General features: G+C 44.4%; 13 protein-coding genes and 1 other annotated feature (1 of these 14 only partly in view). Of the genes, 5 read left to right on the top strand and 8 right to left on the bottom strand.

Annotated elements, in window-relative coordinates:
* Window positions 1–115: a binding site (T-box leader), on the bottom strand (it extends 147 nt beyond the left edge of the window).
* A gap of 105 nt (window positions 116–220) precedes the next feature.
* The 7 genes from ACKTT1_RS11220 to pyk form a co-directional block, all read right to left on the bottom strand.
* On the bottom strand, window positions 221–1,246 hold the full coding sequence (locus ACKTT1_RS11220) for a uroporphyrinogen decarboxylase family protein (protein ID WP_412709640.1): 1,026 nt from the start codon (window positions 1,244–1,246) through the stop codon (window positions 221–223).
* A gap of 25 nt (window positions 1,247–1,271) precedes the next feature.
* A complete protein-coding gene (locus ACKTT1_RS11215) occupies window positions 1,272–2,558 on the bottom strand; it encodes a TRAP transporter large permease (RefSeq protein ID WP_412709639.1) in 1,287 nt (428 codons plus the stop codon).
* A gap of 3 nt (window positions 2,559–2,561) precedes the next feature.
* Entirely contained in the window at window positions 2,562–3,035 is a 474-nt protein-coding gene (locus ACKTT1_RS11210; RefSeq protein ID WP_412709638.1) for a TRAP transporter small permease, read from the bottom strand.
* 64 nt (window positions 3,036–3,099) lie between these two features.
* The gene (locus ACKTT1_RS11205) at window positions 3,100–4,095 is read right to left on the bottom strand and encodes a C4-dicarboxylate TRAP transporter substrate-binding protein (protein WP_412709637.1); all 996 of its coding nucleotides are present in this window, start codon (window positions 4,093–4,095) and stop codon (window positions 3,100–3,102) included.
* 53 nt (window positions 4,096–4,148) lie between these two features.
* Window positions 4,149–4,865: a GntR family transcriptional regulator gene (locus ACKTT1_RS11200; RefSeq protein ID WP_412709636.1), complete on the bottom strand. Its 717-nt coding sequence runs from the start codon at window positions 4,863–4,865 to the stop codon at window positions 4,149–4,151.
* 191 nt (window positions 4,866–5,056) lie between these two features.
* A complete protein-coding gene (locus ACKTT1_RS11195) occupies window positions 5,057–6,532 on the bottom strand; it encodes a glucuronate isomerase (protein ID WP_412709635.1) in 1,476 nt (491 codons plus the stop codon).
* 63 nt (window positions 6,533–6,595) lie between these two features.
* Entirely contained in the window at window positions 6,596–8,050 is a 1,455-nt protein-coding gene (pyk, locus tag ACKTT1_RS11190) for a pyruvate kinase (RefSeq protein ID WP_369018283.1), read from the bottom strand.
* A 196-nt stretch (window positions 8,051–8,246) separates the two neighbouring features.
* Here pyk and ACKTT1_RS11185 point away from each other — a divergent pair, with 196 nt between their 5' ends.
* The 5 genes from ACKTT1_RS11185 to ACKTT1_RS11165 all read left to right on the top strand — a co-directional run bounded on the left by ACKTT1_RS11185 (window position 8,247) and on the right by ACKTT1_RS11165 (window position 14,835).
* Window positions 8,247–9,242, top strand: a complete 996-nt coding sequence (locus ACKTT1_RS11185) for a YbgA family protein (protein WP_369018284.1) — start codon at window positions 8,247–8,249, stop codon at window positions 9,240–9,242.
* A 164-nt stretch (window positions 9,243–9,406) separates the two neighbouring features.
* A complete protein-coding gene (locus tag ACKTT1_RS11180) occupies window positions 9,407–10,714 on the top strand; it encodes an ABC transporter substrate-binding protein (RefSeq protein ID WP_369018285.1) in 1,308 nt (435 codons plus the stop codon).
* A gap of 80 nt (window positions 10,715–10,794) precedes the next feature.
* Window positions 10,795–11,673 carry a carbohydrate ABC transporter permease gene (locus tag ACKTT1_RS11175; RefSeq protein WP_369018286.1) on the top strand — a complete coding sequence of 293 codons (879 nt, stop codon included), beginning with the start codon at window positions 10,795–10,797 and terminating at the stop codon, window positions 11,671–11,673.
* The gene (locus ACKTT1_RS11170) at window positions 11,667–12,497 is read left to right on the top strand and encodes a carbohydrate ABC transporter permease (RefSeq protein WP_369018287.1); all 831 of its coding nucleotides are present in this window, start codon (window positions 11,667–11,669) and stop codon (window positions 12,495–12,497) included. Before ACKTT1_RS11175 ends, ACKTT1_RS11170 begins: the two co-directional genes overlap by 7 nt.
* 16 nt (window positions 12,498–12,513) lie before the next feature.
* Complete coding sequence (locus ACKTT1_RS11165; RefSeq protein WP_412709634.1) at window positions 12,514–14,835, top strand: TIM-barrel domain-containing protein; 2,322 nt, start codon at window positions 12,514–12,516, stop codon at window positions 14,833–14,835.
* A gap of 80 nt (window positions 14,836–14,915) precedes the next feature.
* Here ACKTT1_RS11165 and ACKTT1_RS11160 read toward each other — a convergent pair whose 3' ends face one another.
* Window positions 14,916–15,971, bottom strand: coding sequence for a uroporphyrinogen decarboxylase family protein (locus ACKTT1_RS11160; protein ID WP_369018289.1), 1,056 nt, complete (start codon window positions 15,969–15,971; stop codon window positions 14,916–14,918).
* Window positions 15,972–15,982: the final 11 nt, after the last annotated feature.

The following is a 15,982-nucleotide window of genomic DNA, read 5'->3' as shown; positions in this document are numbered from 1 at the left end:
TTCGGTGAGCTGCTCCGAGGTCCATTCGCTTTCCTCTCTGATACCGGGCTCCCACCTTACCCCCGGCTCTCTCTGATCAGAGAAAGAAGCTACTCGTCCTCTTCCTCGCTTTAAGCCTTATTGGTTTGCTTATATTAAAACATCCGTTTCCTGGTTTGTCAAGGAGCTTGCTGTTTTTACTGCCGGTTTTTTTGTAACCCGAGTTTATGTACTCATCCGATTAATTGGAAGAACCTCCTGCTATTTTTTCCAGGATAGCCAGGTTTTCTCCTGGTGTTCCCGGTGAAACTCCTCCTCCTGCCGAAAGGATGAGTTTTGCCCCCGCCCTTTTAGCTTTGGAGAGACACTGAAGGGCGGAGTTTTTCACTTCTTCAGGGGTACCCTGGACCAGCACTTCAAGAGGAGGAATGTTGCCCATAAGATAGATTTCGTTCCCTACTTTTTCCGCGAGCGTTTCGATATCGATGGTATGGCTGAAGTTGAGCACCTGCAAACCGGTTTGAGGTAGCAAATCTGCAAAGGGAAGGATGTTGGCATCGTTATGGTAGACTCGTATTTTATCAGGAAAGGCATCAAAGATGGCTTTGAGATAAGGATGGGCAAACTTCTCATAATCAGCTCTGGACAAGAAACCAACTACGTCGTCAAGCACCATTATTCCTTCAGCTTGAGATGCTACTTCAAGCTGTGCTTTAAGCCAGCTAATAACAGTTTCAGTAGTTAAGTCAAGGAATTTCCTGGTTTTGTCGGGTTCTGTTTTGAGTTCCATCAAAAAATCAGTCAAACCCCGAAGATGAGCAGCAAGAGTTAGTGGACCCCTAGCGGCAACCATGTGTACGCGGATATCGCTGTCTTTCGCTTTTTTATACCACCATAGTACAAAGGGCATTAACCCATCTTTTTTGGGGTCGGGCAGGGAAAGTTTATCTACATCCTCAATTTGCTGAAGTACGGGATTGATAGTAGGTGTGCTTGACTCATACCAGTTTATTTTGCAACCAAATGCTGACGGCTCGGTAGCCATTCCATATTCTGCCCAGAAACCGGGCAGAAATATGATATGCGGATAGGTTTGATAGACTTTTAAGTTGGCTTCCAGCCAGGTTTCAAAAGAGAGGTAATAATCGAAGTGTGAAATGTTCATCCACCCCGGGATCCAGGGGCTGTCAACTATCAATGCCACAATGATTTCCTTTCTTTTTCCAGAGACAGTTTCTACGAATTGCTGCCAGCGATGATCATCCATTGTTTTCACTCCTTTTGAAAAATGTTTATCTCATTAAACCAACCAGGATCAGACTCAGTTGGGGTATTAGGATAAGCAATATCACCAGCCCAATCAATGCAAGTATGTAGGGCCAGCTATGCTTGATATATTTTTCTACAGGAATTCCTCCCAGAGAACACACTGTATACATGTTGACTCCCACAGGTGGCGTTACTCCTCCAATCTGAATTAGAATACCCATGATAATTCCGAAATGGACGGGGTCAAAGCCTGCTTGGACCACTAGGGGAAGAAGAATGGGGGTGAGAAGCAGGATGTTTACCGTTCCCTCCATGACGGCTCCTGCGGCAAGAAGAAAGGCTGTTATTGCGAGCATAAGCAAGAAGGGATTGGCGCCCAGGGTCAATATAAAGGTCGACATTTTGGCGGGAACTTTTTCAAAGGCCAGGGCATACATGACAATTGCGGCCATAGAGACGATAAGCATGATTATCGAGGTATCTTCGGCGGCATCTCGCATAGCTTCCCAGAACTTTTTCCAGTCGAGCTCGCGGTGGATAAATTTACCCACAATGAGAGCATAAAAAACAGCAAATGCTGCTGCTTCTACCGGGGCGAAAATGCCAAAGCGCAGCGTTATGACCAAAAACAGGGGAAATAGCAAGGCCCATATAGACTCACGCAAAGCTGTAAATATTTCCTGGGTGGAACTTCTTCTCCTTCTTCTTTCCCAATCATACTTGTTGCGCACAGCTTTCCAGTGGGTTACCCCCATCATGGTGAGACCCATAAGTATGCCGGGTATTATACCAGCGATAAAGAGTTTTCCAACGGACACTCGCCCGACGTAACCGTAAAGTACGAGACCAATGCTTGGAGGAATGACTGCTGCACTGAGTGAGCTACAGGCTAATACTGCTGCAGAAAAGCCATCATCGTAACCCCTGCGTCGCATCTCAGGGAGGAGAATCCTGGTTTCCATTGCCGCATCTGCATTTGAAGAGCCAGACACTCCCCCCATGAACATGCTGAGGACACAGCTCACCTGTCCTAAGGAACCCGGTAGGTGACCTACCAGGGCATCTGCTAAACGAATAAGTCGTACGGTTATTCCGGAAGCATTCATAAGGTGGCCAGCCAGAAGAAAAAAAGGTACGGCAAGTAGGGGAAAAGATTGAGTTCCTGAAACCAGCCTTTGAGCTACTATGGGAAGGGGAATGCTGGATTGGGTTAAAAAGTACATTATCCCAGTTATTCCCAGCGTAAATGCTATAGGAACGTTAAAGAGGAGGAGTACTATAAAAGTTAGACCGGCGTAAAGGAAGGACATGGTTTATCTCCTCCGCAAGTTCTTAATTTTTAGAGCAATTTGAGAAAGAAGTGTCAGAGTCATAAGAGTTGTTCCGATAGGAATTGCTACTGCAACTACTGAGTAGCTAAGGAAAAATATCTCTTCAAAAACTCTTCCAGTGTTAGCTAAAACAAGTTGCATTCCTAAGCAGGAAACAATGATTAGAAAAACAATGATCGACGAAGTAGTAATGATTTCTACCAGATTTTTTGTTTTCTCAGATAAGCGCTCGACCAGAAAGCTCATGCCGATGTGTCTGTTGCGACGAAGAGCTCGATCTGCCCCGATGTAAATTAGCCATACAAAAAGACCAGAAGCCAGAGCATTCGTCCAGTTAACGGGGTGACCAACATAGCGTAGAACCGCTGAGACAAAAACCAGACTTACAATTACGAATAAAAGGGCTTGAGAAACAATTATTTCTATATGGTCGAGAATTTCCATTAGCTTTTGCATTTTCTTTCTCCTCTTTATTAAAAAAGTGGGGGCATTGCCCCCACTTTTAAGAGTCTTTTAAGAGTTATTGTTTTTTTAGAAAATCCTGAATTTGCCTGCGAAGTTCTTCGTAACCAAGCTTCTGGTAAACCGCTTCAGCGCGCTCTTTAAAGGGTTTAGTGTCCACTTCGCTTATTATGGCCCCTTCTGCGGTCATCTTTGCCTCAAGTTCGTCGAGGCTGTCAAGGAGAAGCTGGGTGGCATAATCACCGGCTTTTTCTGCCTCTTCAAAGAGAATTTGCTGGTATTCCGGTGGAAGTTGATTGAACCATTTTTCACCCACAACGGGTGCGTTCCAGAGTTGAATATGGCCGGTAAGGGTAATGTATTTGGCTACTTCGTAGAGTTTAGAACCATAGGTTGCTGGATGCTGAGCTTCAGCACCATCTATGACTCCTTGTTGTAGTGCTGTGTAGACTTCTGTCCAGGGCAATGCTACTGGGGTTGCTCCCAGGGCTCTAATAGTTTCCTGCCAGACGGGAGCACCTGGGGTGCGGATTTTAAGCCCTTCGAGATCTTCGGGTTTGGAGATGGGTTTTTTGGTTATGAAGTGACGTCCTCCGGCATACCAGTTGAAAGCAAGCACTACATATCCTTTTTCTTTGCGAAGTTTTTCAAACCATTCTTTGGCAAGGTCTGATTTGAGGAGTTTTTGCATTTCTTCGACGGTATCAGTAAGATATGGACACAAAAGGATTCCAATCTCTGGCACCCAAACTCCCAACCTTCCCGCATCAGTATTTACACAGATCCCGGCTCCAAGTGCAATCTGCTCAAGTATTTCCTCGTCTCCTCCCAGGATTCCTGCGGGGTAAAGTTCTACTTTAATTTTACCGTTAGTGCGCTTTTCAACTCCTTCTTTAAACTTTTCATATCCCTTGTAGATGGTATCGTCTTCAGTGATTACCATGGAGACTTTAAGTTCGTAGGTTTTCTCCTGAGGTACTGCAGAGAGTGTGATTCCCAACACGAACAAAATCATGATGCTCAATCCCAGTATTACTGAAAAGCGATTGCGCATGATGAGGCACCTCCTCCAGAAGTTTTACCCTGAAGTTATAATCTAAAAGGAAATTAAAAGAAGCTTTTTGGATTCTTTATCACCCCCGTTTTAAAATATTCTGGATACAGTTTATAAAGGCTCTTCAGTTCAGAGTCTCTGGTGTGCAGGTGTTCCTCAACAAGATTATCAATCCGGCTGGTTTCCTGTTTCAAAATTGCCGAGAGGATTTCCTGATGTTGTTTGACTACTTCTTTTACATTTATGCTCGAGGAAAGCTTTAAGACTCGAATGCGTTTAAAGTCGGCGCTAATTTGAGAAACCAGGTTCCAGATGCGTTCTTTATTACAACCACGATAGATAATCCGGTGGAAGTCTTCATCCAGCTCAAAAAGTCGGAGGAAATTTTTTTCTTCCAAGCAAATTTCCTGTAAAGCAAGGTTGGAGCGCAACTCGAAAACCAACTCCTCGGGAAATTGCTGACAGGCAAGCCTTAAGATTTCCTTTTCCAGGATTCGGCGCATGAAACGAGCTTCTTCCACTCGTTCCATGTCTATCAATGAGACCATGGTACCTTTTTGAGGGTAGGTTTCAAGAAGTCCCTCGTGGGCGAGTTTTATAAAAGCTTCTCGCACCGGTGTGCGACTAACGGAGAGGGTTTCTGCAATTTGCTGTTCAGTAATAACTTGCCCGGGTTTCAGATGAAGAAGAACAATATTTGTCTTAAGGGATTTATATACAGCTTCTCGAGCAGAAGAGCTTTGTTTCCTAATTAGATGGAAATTGCTCACTTCCCTCTCTCCAATACTTTGGTGGTTTTTATTTTAGCATGCTACCATACTGATATACAAGACCAGGTAACGTAAACCCTTCCGGCTGCTTCACCTTGTATAGGAGTAGTTTTCAAAATTATCTGTGTTTGTTGGAGTACTGGTTGAGAAAAAACGAATTTTTTAAAGATTGCGTGAATTTGAGTTTGCGTTTAGCCATTTTTCCGTTGTTGGGGTTGTTCAGTGGGGAAATATTCATGCAGCTTGAAAACCCGTTTCTGGGTATCATAGAGTATTGCTTTAATGATGAGCTGGGCGCCCTGCTTTGAAATTTGACCTTCAGAAAGTAACTTACCCAGTACTCGACAAATCATGCGGTCAAAGACCTCGAAACGGCTCCCTTCAGAAAGTATCTTTCGACTATCGGCTACTGGTCCACCTGAGAAGGACAGACAAGAAGCGTGGGCCACTTTGATAAGATGTTCTTCAATAAAGCTGGGAGCATCGTTGAACCACCAGGGAAAGCCTATCTGGACATTGGGGAAGGTTCTGGAGAGAGCAATAAGCACAGGTAGAAGATTTTGGTTCATGGTATAGAGCACCAGATATGACTTGGAATTTTCCCCACTGAAAAATTTGTTCAAAAGGGGAAGCAGATTTTCCATAACCCTTACATCATCAAGAGTACCATCTCCACCCATGTCTTTGCCCCAGTTCCTGTAAAGGTAGGTGTTGGTATCACGTAAGGCTCCAAAGTGAATTTGGGTGGTCATTCCGTATTCTGCGTTCATTTCGCAAAAACGATGCATCATGTAAGAAACGAAATCCCTGACTTCAGAAGAACGTACTGGGAATTTTTCTCTTTTTTCGTAAGCTCGAGTGAAAATTTCTTCAGCGCGAGCAGTGGAGACATCAAATCCCCAGGGCTCGAGGAGCCCGTGGTCGCTTGCCCTTGCTCCAAGTTTGGCAAAATAAGTGTGTCTTTTGCGAAGTGCTTCCACAAGTCCTTTCAGTGTTACATCCTCTCCAGTAAGAGCACATATCCGCTCCACATTCTCTCGCCAGTTGGCTTCGAAAATGTTGCAGTAAGGGTCAGGCCGAAATGTGGGAAGGAAAACGATATCTTCTATTATTTCTTTGGCCTTTTTGTGTTCTTCAAGGTTCTGGCAAGGGTCATCAGTGGTGCATATTATGCGGGCATTGATTCTTCTGAGAAGCGAAAGAGGAAGGAATTCTTCTTTTTGAAGAGCCTTCAGGGTCTCATTCCAGATTTTGTTTGCAGTATCAGGCCCTAAAAGCTCTTCAATTCCAAAAATTCTTTTGAGGTCAAGATGTAACCATTGATGAACGTGATTTCCTTCAAGGAAAGGAAAGACTTTCCCCAGGATGGACCATTTTGCCTCCTCGGGTATCTGTGGGTCGAAGGCCAGGGTGTAGGAAAAGGGAGGAAATTTTGCAGCAAGTTGCAAAAGGTAGTGGTCACGGTTGCCGTATCTTTCATCGTAGACTTCTGCTTTCCAAATGTTTACCAGGGATTGATTTTCAAGGATTTGCTGTAGGCTGAGATGAGTATGCAAATCGAGGATACCATGTTCTTTGCGAAGGGGCAAAACTACTTCCTGATAAAGTTGTACCGCTTCTTTGGTGTTCAGGAGCCACTCAGGACCCAGAAAGCTATTTTTGGACAAACCGTTCGCCTCCTTTTCATTTACCTGATGGCAAGTTTATTATAACCTACGTTTTCTGGGCTTTTAGCGTACGCTATCTGTATTGCACTGACTCTCTTCTTCCAAGGGGTCTCCTATGCGGTGGAGTCGCAGGAGATTACGGTTGCCCAGGAAAGGCGAGCTGGCCACAAAGACTACCGGGTCTCCCTTTTGAGCGTTATATTGTGCTACCAGTATTTCTTCGGCTTCTTTTAGTAGTTCGGTATTTACTGTTTTTTCCCTCATTGTAAGCAGGTGAGGGTATACTCCCCAGAGGAGTGGCAGACGGGTAAATGTATTAGGGTCAGGAGTCATGGCAATTACTGGAGTTGCGGGTCGAAGGTTAGAAATCAATGTAGCTGTGAACCCCGAGTGCGTGAAAACTACAATTGCTTTGGCTTTAATGTCCTGGGCAGTCTGGATAGCTCCCGAAACCATTGCTTCAGGGAAAATACCTTGAGGGTCGTAGGTTACAAATATTCTTGAGTATAGATGCTGTTCAGTGGCACATATTATGGAGTGCATGGTCCTGGTAGCCAAGGCTGGAAATTTACCGATTGCGGTTTCTGCAGAAAGCATCAGAGCGTCTGTACCATCCAGTACAGCATTGGCTACATCGGTGGCCTCTGCCCGGGTAGGGCTGGTATGTTCTCGCATTGATTCAAGCATCTGGGTGGCAATGATCACGATTTTTCCTTTACGATTGGCCGCTTCTACAAGCAGTTTTTGCCATACAGGAACCATCTCCGTGGATATCTCTACACCTAGGTCACCCCGGGCCACCATGATACCTTCAGCTACTTCGACTATTTCTTCTACATTTTCCAGGGCTTCTTTCTTTTCTATCTTGGCAATGAGAGGAGGAAGTTTGAACCCTTCTTTCTTGGCCCATTCTTTAACTCTGAGGATATCTTCGGCTTTTCTTACAAAGGAAAGAGCAACATAGTCTACACCTATTTCAATGCCAGCTTTAAGATCGTAGCGGTCCTTTTCGGTAAAAGTACATGCTGATATACGGGTGTGAGGAAAGTTGACCCCCTTTCTGGAACGTAAAGGGCCTCCTTCAATGACTTCGGCCAAAAGGCGGTCCGGGTGTTTACTGGTGACCTTCAAGCGCAGAAGACCGTCGTCGAGCAGGATTTCTTCTCCTTCTTGTATGTCCTTAAGCAGGGGTTCATAGTTGATGTAAATTCGGGAAGAGGTGGTTAGTCCATTACCTGGCACAACTTCTATAATAGAGTTCTCTTTCAGCTCGACCACACCGTTTTCTGCTTCTCCTATGCGTATTTTTATTCCCTGGAGGTCCTGAAGAAGAGCAACCGGCTTCCCAAAAACTTTAGACTCTTCTCGCACTGAATGTGCTATTTCGCGGTGGAAGTCGTGATCTCCATGGGAAAAGTTTAACCGTGCCACATCCATACCAGACTGAATCATTTCCCGGATTACTTCTCTTTTTAACGAAGCTGGCCCCAAAGTACACACTATTTTAGTTTTTCGCATAATAAACCACTCCTGTTTCGCGGCACTTTTCAACATTTTACAGGATTAAGCTTGAAAGTGAGTTATCGGAAAGAGCGTGAGAGTTGAGCGTTTGTTAAGGTAAAGGGGTGGGTGATTGCCCGGTCTGGTTCTTTTTTGGAATTTTAAAATGTTACAATATTTCAAAGTTTATCGCTTCTCCAAGGAGGGGATTTCGATGAGGCAATTTGAGAGACCGAAAGTTGTAATCAGCAAATGTCTCGGTTTTGAGCATTGCCGTTACGATGGATCGATCATCGAAAGCCCACTGGTAACAAAGCTGAAAGATTTTGTTGACTTTATACCGGTTTGTCCCGAGGTGGAAATAGGGTTGGGGGTTCCGCGTCGGCCTATTCACATAGTTCTTTTAAAAGAGGGTATGCACCTCATTCAAAGCGAAACGGAGAAAGATGTAACCGCTGATTTGGTGAGTTTTGCAGAGACTTTTCTCAACATTCGGGATGTAGCTGGTTTTATCCTGAAGGCGAAATCTCCTTCCTGCGGCGTTGGCGATGCCAAAATTTATGTTCCCCAAAGCAAAAAAGTGGCCCAAAAGGGGAATGGTTTGTTTGCACAGCAAATTATCAACAAATATGGATATCTGGCTATAGAGAGCGAACGAAGGCTTGAGAATAGGGCCATTTATGAACATTTCTTAAGCAAAATTTTTGCTACCGCAGATTTTTGGGCAGCGAAGCACACACTTTCCATGAAAAAGCTCATAGATTTTCACACTCGCTACAAACTTTTTTTGATGGCTCACCATCAAAGCGCAACAAAGGAGTTGGGGAAAATTGTGGCGAATCCACACGGGAAGGATACTGAGACGGTCTTTGCTGAATACGAAGTCCATTTTTTCAGGGCCTTGCGTAGAGCTATGAATCGCAGGCTGGCAATAAACGTTTTTTACCATGTCTTAGGATATTTTAAGGATAAGCTTGCGCATTCTGAAAAAGGATTATTTATGAATTTGCTTGAAGGGTTTCGTCGCGGTACCGTTGCCTTTCCTGTTTTAGTCAACATTGTACGGGTATGGATTGCAAGGTTTAACGAACCTTATCTTGCTCAGCAAGTGTTCTTCTCTCCCTATCCTCTGGAGCTTTCTCCTCAGGAAATTTATGATACTATTCCAGAAAGTGATTACTGGAACAGGTTATTTCCAGAGGAACGCTGATTAAGGCCGAAAATGTTTTTTCGACTCCAAGAGGGTTTTTCTTTCAACTTTTGACTTCTTAGCTTGTTTGATGACCTCTTTTGCTTAAGGCGTTCTGGATTCCAGTTTTTTAGGAATATCTATTGTGTATTTGGGTTTCCTCTTTATGAAAGGAGGGATTTACTTTGTTTAGCCACAGCTTTTTCCGCATTGTGTTGGCTTCTGTTGTTTTCTCACTGGTTTTGGCTTTTGCTTCGGTGGTGTTTGGAGGTGAAGTTACTTTTTGGACCCAGGAGACCGAGAAGGAACGCATGGAAATAATTCGTGCCCTTGCCGAAGAGTTCATGAGTAAAAACCCGGACATTAAAATCAACGTTGTGCCGGTAGAAGAAAACGATATTCCTACCAAATTAGGTGCTGCAAAGGCGGCAGGCAACCCGCCTGACATTGTTGAATTAGGTTTAGCCCCGGCCACGGGATATGCGAGTGAAGGTTTGTTGGATATTGCTATGACTACAGAAGTTATCCAAAACCTGGGCGAAGAAACGTTTAGTCCGGCAGCCCTAGCTCTTCTTCGTTCCGTGCAGGGAGAGGGCTATATCGCCATACCTCTTGATGCTTGGATTCAGCTCATTTATTACCGTAAGGACCTTTTTGACCAGGCTGGATTGGGTGCACCAGATACCTGGGATGGTCTTGAAAAAGCCGCAAAAGCCCTTAATACTCCTCCAAAACGTTTCGGCATCGCCATGGGTTCACACCCTGAGAAGCTTTTCACTCAGCAAGGTTTTGAGTTTATCGCTCTCTCCAATGGAGCAAGGATTTTTAATCCTCAGGGGGAACTGGTGGTCAATTCTCCCGAAATGGAAGAAGCTCTTGAGTGGTATGCTATGATGATTCGTGAATACGGTCCTCCTGGATACTTAGATTGGCGGGAAACTAACCAGTATTACCTCACCGACCGGGTTGCAACGGCTGTTTATTCCTCTTATCTCCTGGGAGATATTGCTGGTGTTCGGGACCGTGAATGGGCTCCAATTGAGGGTTTGCCCTCTAAGACAGGCATTGTCGCCAAGCTTAATGGTCCGAAGCTTTCTGGCACCTATGGTGAAATGTATACACTGGCGATTTTGAAGGGAGCAAATCCTGAAACCAAACAATGGGCTGAGTTCTTGATGAGCGATGGCTATGTGCGCTGGCTGTTCATGGCGGTTTACGGGAAAGCTCCTGTACGGGTTAGCGCCATTGATCAGTGGAAAGAACATGAAATTTTGAAACTATACGATCCTCAGGCGATTGAAAACCTTTTGGAGGGAATTAACTCCTTCCGCAGGTGGGGCTACTTTGAAGGTATTTCTTTCCCGGTAATAGAAAAGATTTACAATCTTTATTTGTTCCCCAAGGCAGTTGATAAAGTACGTACTAAAGAGTGGAGTTCTTCTCAGGCTGTGAAGTGGTTGGAAGACGAAATAAGGAAGCTGCTGGAAGAATAACGGGTTATTCCTGGACTTTCCATGAGTTGAGGGGTATTTGAGAATACCCCTCAACTCATAATTTTAGAAGAGAGGAAAATATGCGTTATTCTTTAAGAAGGAGAGAAGAAATACTTGCTTTTCAGTTTCTCCTGCCCACGCTCCTGGTGATTGCACTCATTATCCTCTATCCTCTTTTGTTCAACGTTTGGCTGAGTTTTCAACGGGTAACTTTAACCTCTATAGGAGAAAATAATCCTTTTGCCGGATTTAAGAATTTTTGGGCAGTGTTTCGCAATCAGGAGTTTTTGCCGGCTCTTTGGGTGAATATTTTTTATTCAGTCACTTCTTCCTTTTTTGCCATGCTTCTTGGCTTGTGGGCGGCGCTAATTATTAACCAGCGCTTCAGAGGAAGAGGTCTAGTTCGGGGTATCTTTCTTTTTCCTTATGTTGCTCCGGTAATTGCACTGGCCTTTGTTTGGCGCTGGATTCTAAACCCCCTTTATGGAGTTGGCAACTACTTTCTGGTAAGCCTTGGTGTCACCGACGTCGGATGGGCCTGGCTTTCAGAGAAACCGCTGGCTTTAATTGCGGTAATTGTTTTTCAGGCCTGGAGGTATTTCCCGTTTTGCATGTTGCTGACTTTAGCCAGACTTCAAGCCATACCTCAAGAATTCTTTGAGGTTGGAGATGTTGAAGGCGCAAGCAGTGCGCAAAAGTTTTTTTATATTGTTCTTCCTGAGTTACGCAATACTCTGGGTGTTATATTTTTGCTTCGTTTTATGTGGTCATTTAACAAGTTTGATGATATTTATCTCCTTACCGGAGGTGCTGCAGGGACCAAAACGTTGCCCATAATGGTCTACAACCTGGGTTTTGAAGTTCAAAACCTGGGAGAAGGTGCGGCCTGCTCGATGGTTCTTTTTCTGATACTCATCGTGTCTCTCCCCATATATATAAAGAGGGTGCTTAGATGGTGAAAAGGAAAAAGTTGAGCATTGCTTCCCGGGTTTCTCTCTTTCTTTTCCTTGTGGTGGTTCTTTTCCCCTTTTACTGGATGCTCATTTCTTCAGTGAAGAACTTTGGAGAGCTTTTTGCCTGGCCTCCGGTTTTCTGGCCTCGTAACTGGGGTATTCGTGCCTATGCAGAGGCTCTGTTCAGTTATGGTTTCATAAATTATGCTCTGAATAGCCTTTACGTTACCTTGCTTACCGTGTTTTTGACTTTGGTGATAAGCATTGCCGGAGCCTATGCTATTGCTCGCCTCAGGTTTCCTGGTAGAAATTTGGTTTCTAACCTGGTGCTTTTAGTGTATACTTTACCTCCTGTTTTGCTGGTAATACCTTTGTATCTCATCGTTTCCAGGCTACGACTCCAAGATAATCTGAATGGTTTGCTCGTTGCTTATTTGAGTCAAACTCTTCCCGTAGGCATTTATATGCTTGCTTCTTATCTGGTTACCATTCCCCGTGATATTGAAGAGGCAGCCCTGGTTGACGGTTGTAGCAGACCACAGGTGGTGATAAAAGTGATCTTACCTCTTGCTACTCCTGCGCTTACGGTGGTTATTCTGTATACTTTTATGATCGCCTGGAATGAATTTCTTTTTGCAATGGTGTTTTTGAACAGTCAGGAAAAGTTTACTTTGCCCATAGGGTTGAATCATCTCTTTTCTGGGTATCACCAGCCCTGGGACATCATTATGGCTGCTTCCATGATCATAACTCTTCCGATTATCTTTTTGTTCTTGATTCTGGAAAGATATATTGTGGGAGGTATAACTGCCGGTGCAGTAAAGGGTTGAAAGGAGGGGAGTGGAGGTGGAGCAGTGGATAACTCTGGAAGCAATGCGTTCTGTGTCTGGGGTTCTAAAAGCTCAACTTCAGAGTGAAACTGGAAAGCAATTACCGCTCAGTGCTGGTTTTGTTTCTCCCAATACCTTCAGGGTCGTGGTTGGTGAAGGACATTCGGGCGTTTGTCTGGAGAAAGAGCCGGAATTTATTGGAACGCGGATTAGTTTTGGGAAAAAATTGGGGTTTGCGCGTTTGGAAACTGAAAAAAGTGTTCTGGAAGTTTATAGAGAGCCCTTTTTAATAAAGGTGAAGGATCCTGTTTCTCACAGGGTGGTTACTGAGAGCAGAAGTCGAGATCTGGATGCTTCTGGGAATGATCTGGTGCCAGGCTGCGGTTTTGATTTTCAGGAAGGTTGGCAGGTTTTTTCCTGGCGTCTTTTTCAGGACGAACACTTCTTTGGTTTGGGAGAAAAATTTACTGACTGGAATAAAAGAGGACAATTAATAACCTGCTGGAATCGTAATGCTTATGGGGCAGGCAGCGAAAAGAGCTATAAGAATATTCCTTTTTTTATGAGTTCCAGAAAATACGCGATTTTTGTCAACACCACTTCTAAGGTTGTTTTTGACCTGGGAGTAAGTTCTAATTTTAGCCACTTTTTGGTTGTGCACGAACCCGTTCTGGATTTCCTCGTTATTCGTGGTGATTCTTTTGCCGATATCCTGAGAGAATATTTTAGGTTAACGGGCTGGCCTCGCCCGGTTCCTCTGTGGAGTCTGGGTTTGTGGGTATCGGTATTTGGAGATCACCGCTCAGGAGATATTATGCATGCGGGGCGCATTTTGGGGGTACTTAAAGAAGCTGAGACACAGAGATTTCCTCTGGATGTATTGCATTTGGATCCTTTCTGGATGGGCGAGAGCGGTTACTGTTCTTTTCATTGGAGTCTTGAATATTTTCCTGATCCTGAGGATTTTCTCAATAAGGTTCGTGGATATAAAATAAAGGTTTGTCTCTGGGAACATCCCTATCTTGATACTAACACGGAGATTTTCCAGGAAGCAAAAACCGGTGGTTTTCTGGTGAAGGATAAAAGCGGCAACCCTTATATTGCGCCCCTTGCCTTCCGGGGTATAAAGACCGAAGCCAGGGGAAGTAGGGAAAGATATAATCCTGCTGGGATTGTGGACTTTTCGAATCCGGAAGCCAGTGAGTGGTATAAGGAAAAGCATCGGCATCTTATCGAGATGGGAGTTTCCACGTTTAAGACTGATTTTGGTGAGGAGATACCCGAGGACGGCTTATTCCACAATGGGAAAACCGGAAAAGAAATGCATAATCTTTATCCGTTACTCTATAACCGGATAGTATACGAAGTACTTGCTGATTATTTTGAGAACCCCGTTGTTTGGGGAAGGTCGGGCTTTTCCGGTATGCAAAGATATCCACTCTGCTGGTCTGGAGACCCTCTTTGTGATTTTGATAGTATGGCAGCAACCCTTCGAGGAGGATTGAGCTTGAGTGTTTCTGGAGTACCTTTCTGGAGCCATGATGTGGGTGGTTTTATGGGGAGTCCTGATCCACTGCTTTTTATAAGGTGGTTGCAGTTTGCTGTATTGTGCTCTCATGTTAGATTGCATGGAACAACTACCAGACTCCCCTGGAAATTCGATCAACGCACCTGTAACATTGCTCGTAAGTTTATCAGGCTTCGTTATCGCTTGCTTCCCTATCTTTGGGGAGAGGCAATGAAAGTGTGGGAGGAGGGAAATCTCTTTTTGCGTCCTCTTTTCTGGGAGTACCCTGAGGATCAAACTACCTTTTGGATATGGTGGGAATATTTTCTGGGAGAATCTTTTCTGGTTGTCCCGGTTTTGAATTCGGAGAACGAAGTAAAAATTTATCTTCCGGAAGGCAAATGGCTCGAGTTCTGGGGCGGTGAGGTGATTGCTGGACCTCGCTGGCTACAAAGAGAAGTTCCTCTTGATAAGATCCCGGTCTTCGTTCGAGAAAACTCGGTGATTCCTCAAGTCAGGAATCCTATTCGGCGTGCTGAAGAACCTTGGGAAACTCTGTCACTCGATGTTTTTGGTGTTACTTCTTTGGAACAGAGATTTCCTATTGCCGAAGACATGTTTGCTCTGCTCAGGGCGCAAAGTGCTGAGAAGGAATACGCCATTCAACTCCAGGCTCCTCAAAGTAGAGACTGGATTTTGCGCCTTCATGATGTTAAGGAGCCAAAAAGAGTGCACACAGAACCTTCAGCCTACTGGCTGTGGAAAGATAACACCCTGAATGTCTTTTTTAAAGATTGTGTCTACTTCAGTTTTTGCACAATTTTTGCGTAAGGTTGGTAAAAATTTGTGTGATTGTGGAATGAAAACTGCAGGCAATTTTTCTTTCACTTTCTCCAAGTTTTGGTTGAAGTTTAAGGCTTTAAGCTTTCCAAAAGCGGAATTTCACTCCCATTTACATCGCGTATAGTCTCAAGGAAAGCTCTAAGGTTTTCAATGGAACAATCAGAAGTTATCTCGTGAGAAGCAGCAATGATGTAGCCGCCTCTTTCGCCAAGGATTTCTATGCAATTTTTCACCTCTTCTTTAACCTCTCCCGGACTCCCAAAGGGAAGGGTTTGCTGAGTGCTCACTCCCCCCATAAAGGAGAGCCTATCGCCGAAACGTTCCTGTAGCAGTTTTATGTCCATAGCTTGGGGTTGCACAGGGAGTAAAACGTTCAGTCCTATTTCTATCATATCGTCAAGGATGTCCACCACATTACCGCAGGAGTGATGGAAAACCGGCAATCCTTCGTTCTTAGCAACTTTCCAGACTTTGGCAAGTCGAGGTTTGATAAGCTTTTGCCAGGTCTTTTTGGAAATTAACAGTCCCCTTTGGCTTCCATAGTCGTCTCCAGTGTAAATCCCGTCAACGCCGAGCTTGATAAGATTTTTGGAAACCTCTATCTGATATTCGGTGATTTCGTCCAAAAGTTTTTCTGCCCTGTCTAGGTTGTCTGCCAAATCCATCATGAAGTTTTCAAAACCCCTCAAAAGCCAGGCTCTCTCGAATAATGCCCATCCCTGACAGCCCAAGATAAACATTCCCTCTTCTTTGGCTCGCTCGATATTTTGCGCATCACGGTAGAGAACTGGGGATTTGGGATCAGGAAACTGGTAGGTTTTCACTTTTTCCCAGCTATCGAGGGGGTGTTCAATTGGTAAATAACCTTCGGAGCGTACAATATCCCAACCAACACCGAATATATCGTAGTCCACGCCTTTTGTTTCGTCTTTGCGGACTTTCTGGTGAGTATCAATGTAGAAGATGTGATTTTTTAGTGCAAAGGGCAACTCTTGCTCTTTGAGGCCTGAAGCTTTGGAAACTTTCTGTTTCATTTTCCAGGTGAAATCTATCTGGTGGGGTAACCGATCCAGTTCGACCTTTTTCCTCTGGATGGCTTTTTGAACTCTTTCTTTGGGAGCCATGTTGAGCAAAC

The organism is Atrimonas thermophila, from assembly GCF_045864955.1.
GTDB lineage: Bacteria > Atribacterota > Atribacteria > Atribacterales > Thermatribacteraceae > Thermatribacter > Thermatribacter velox.
Note: the sequence above shows the minus strand (reverse complement) of the source record. Positions and strands in the feature narration are given on the sequence as shown.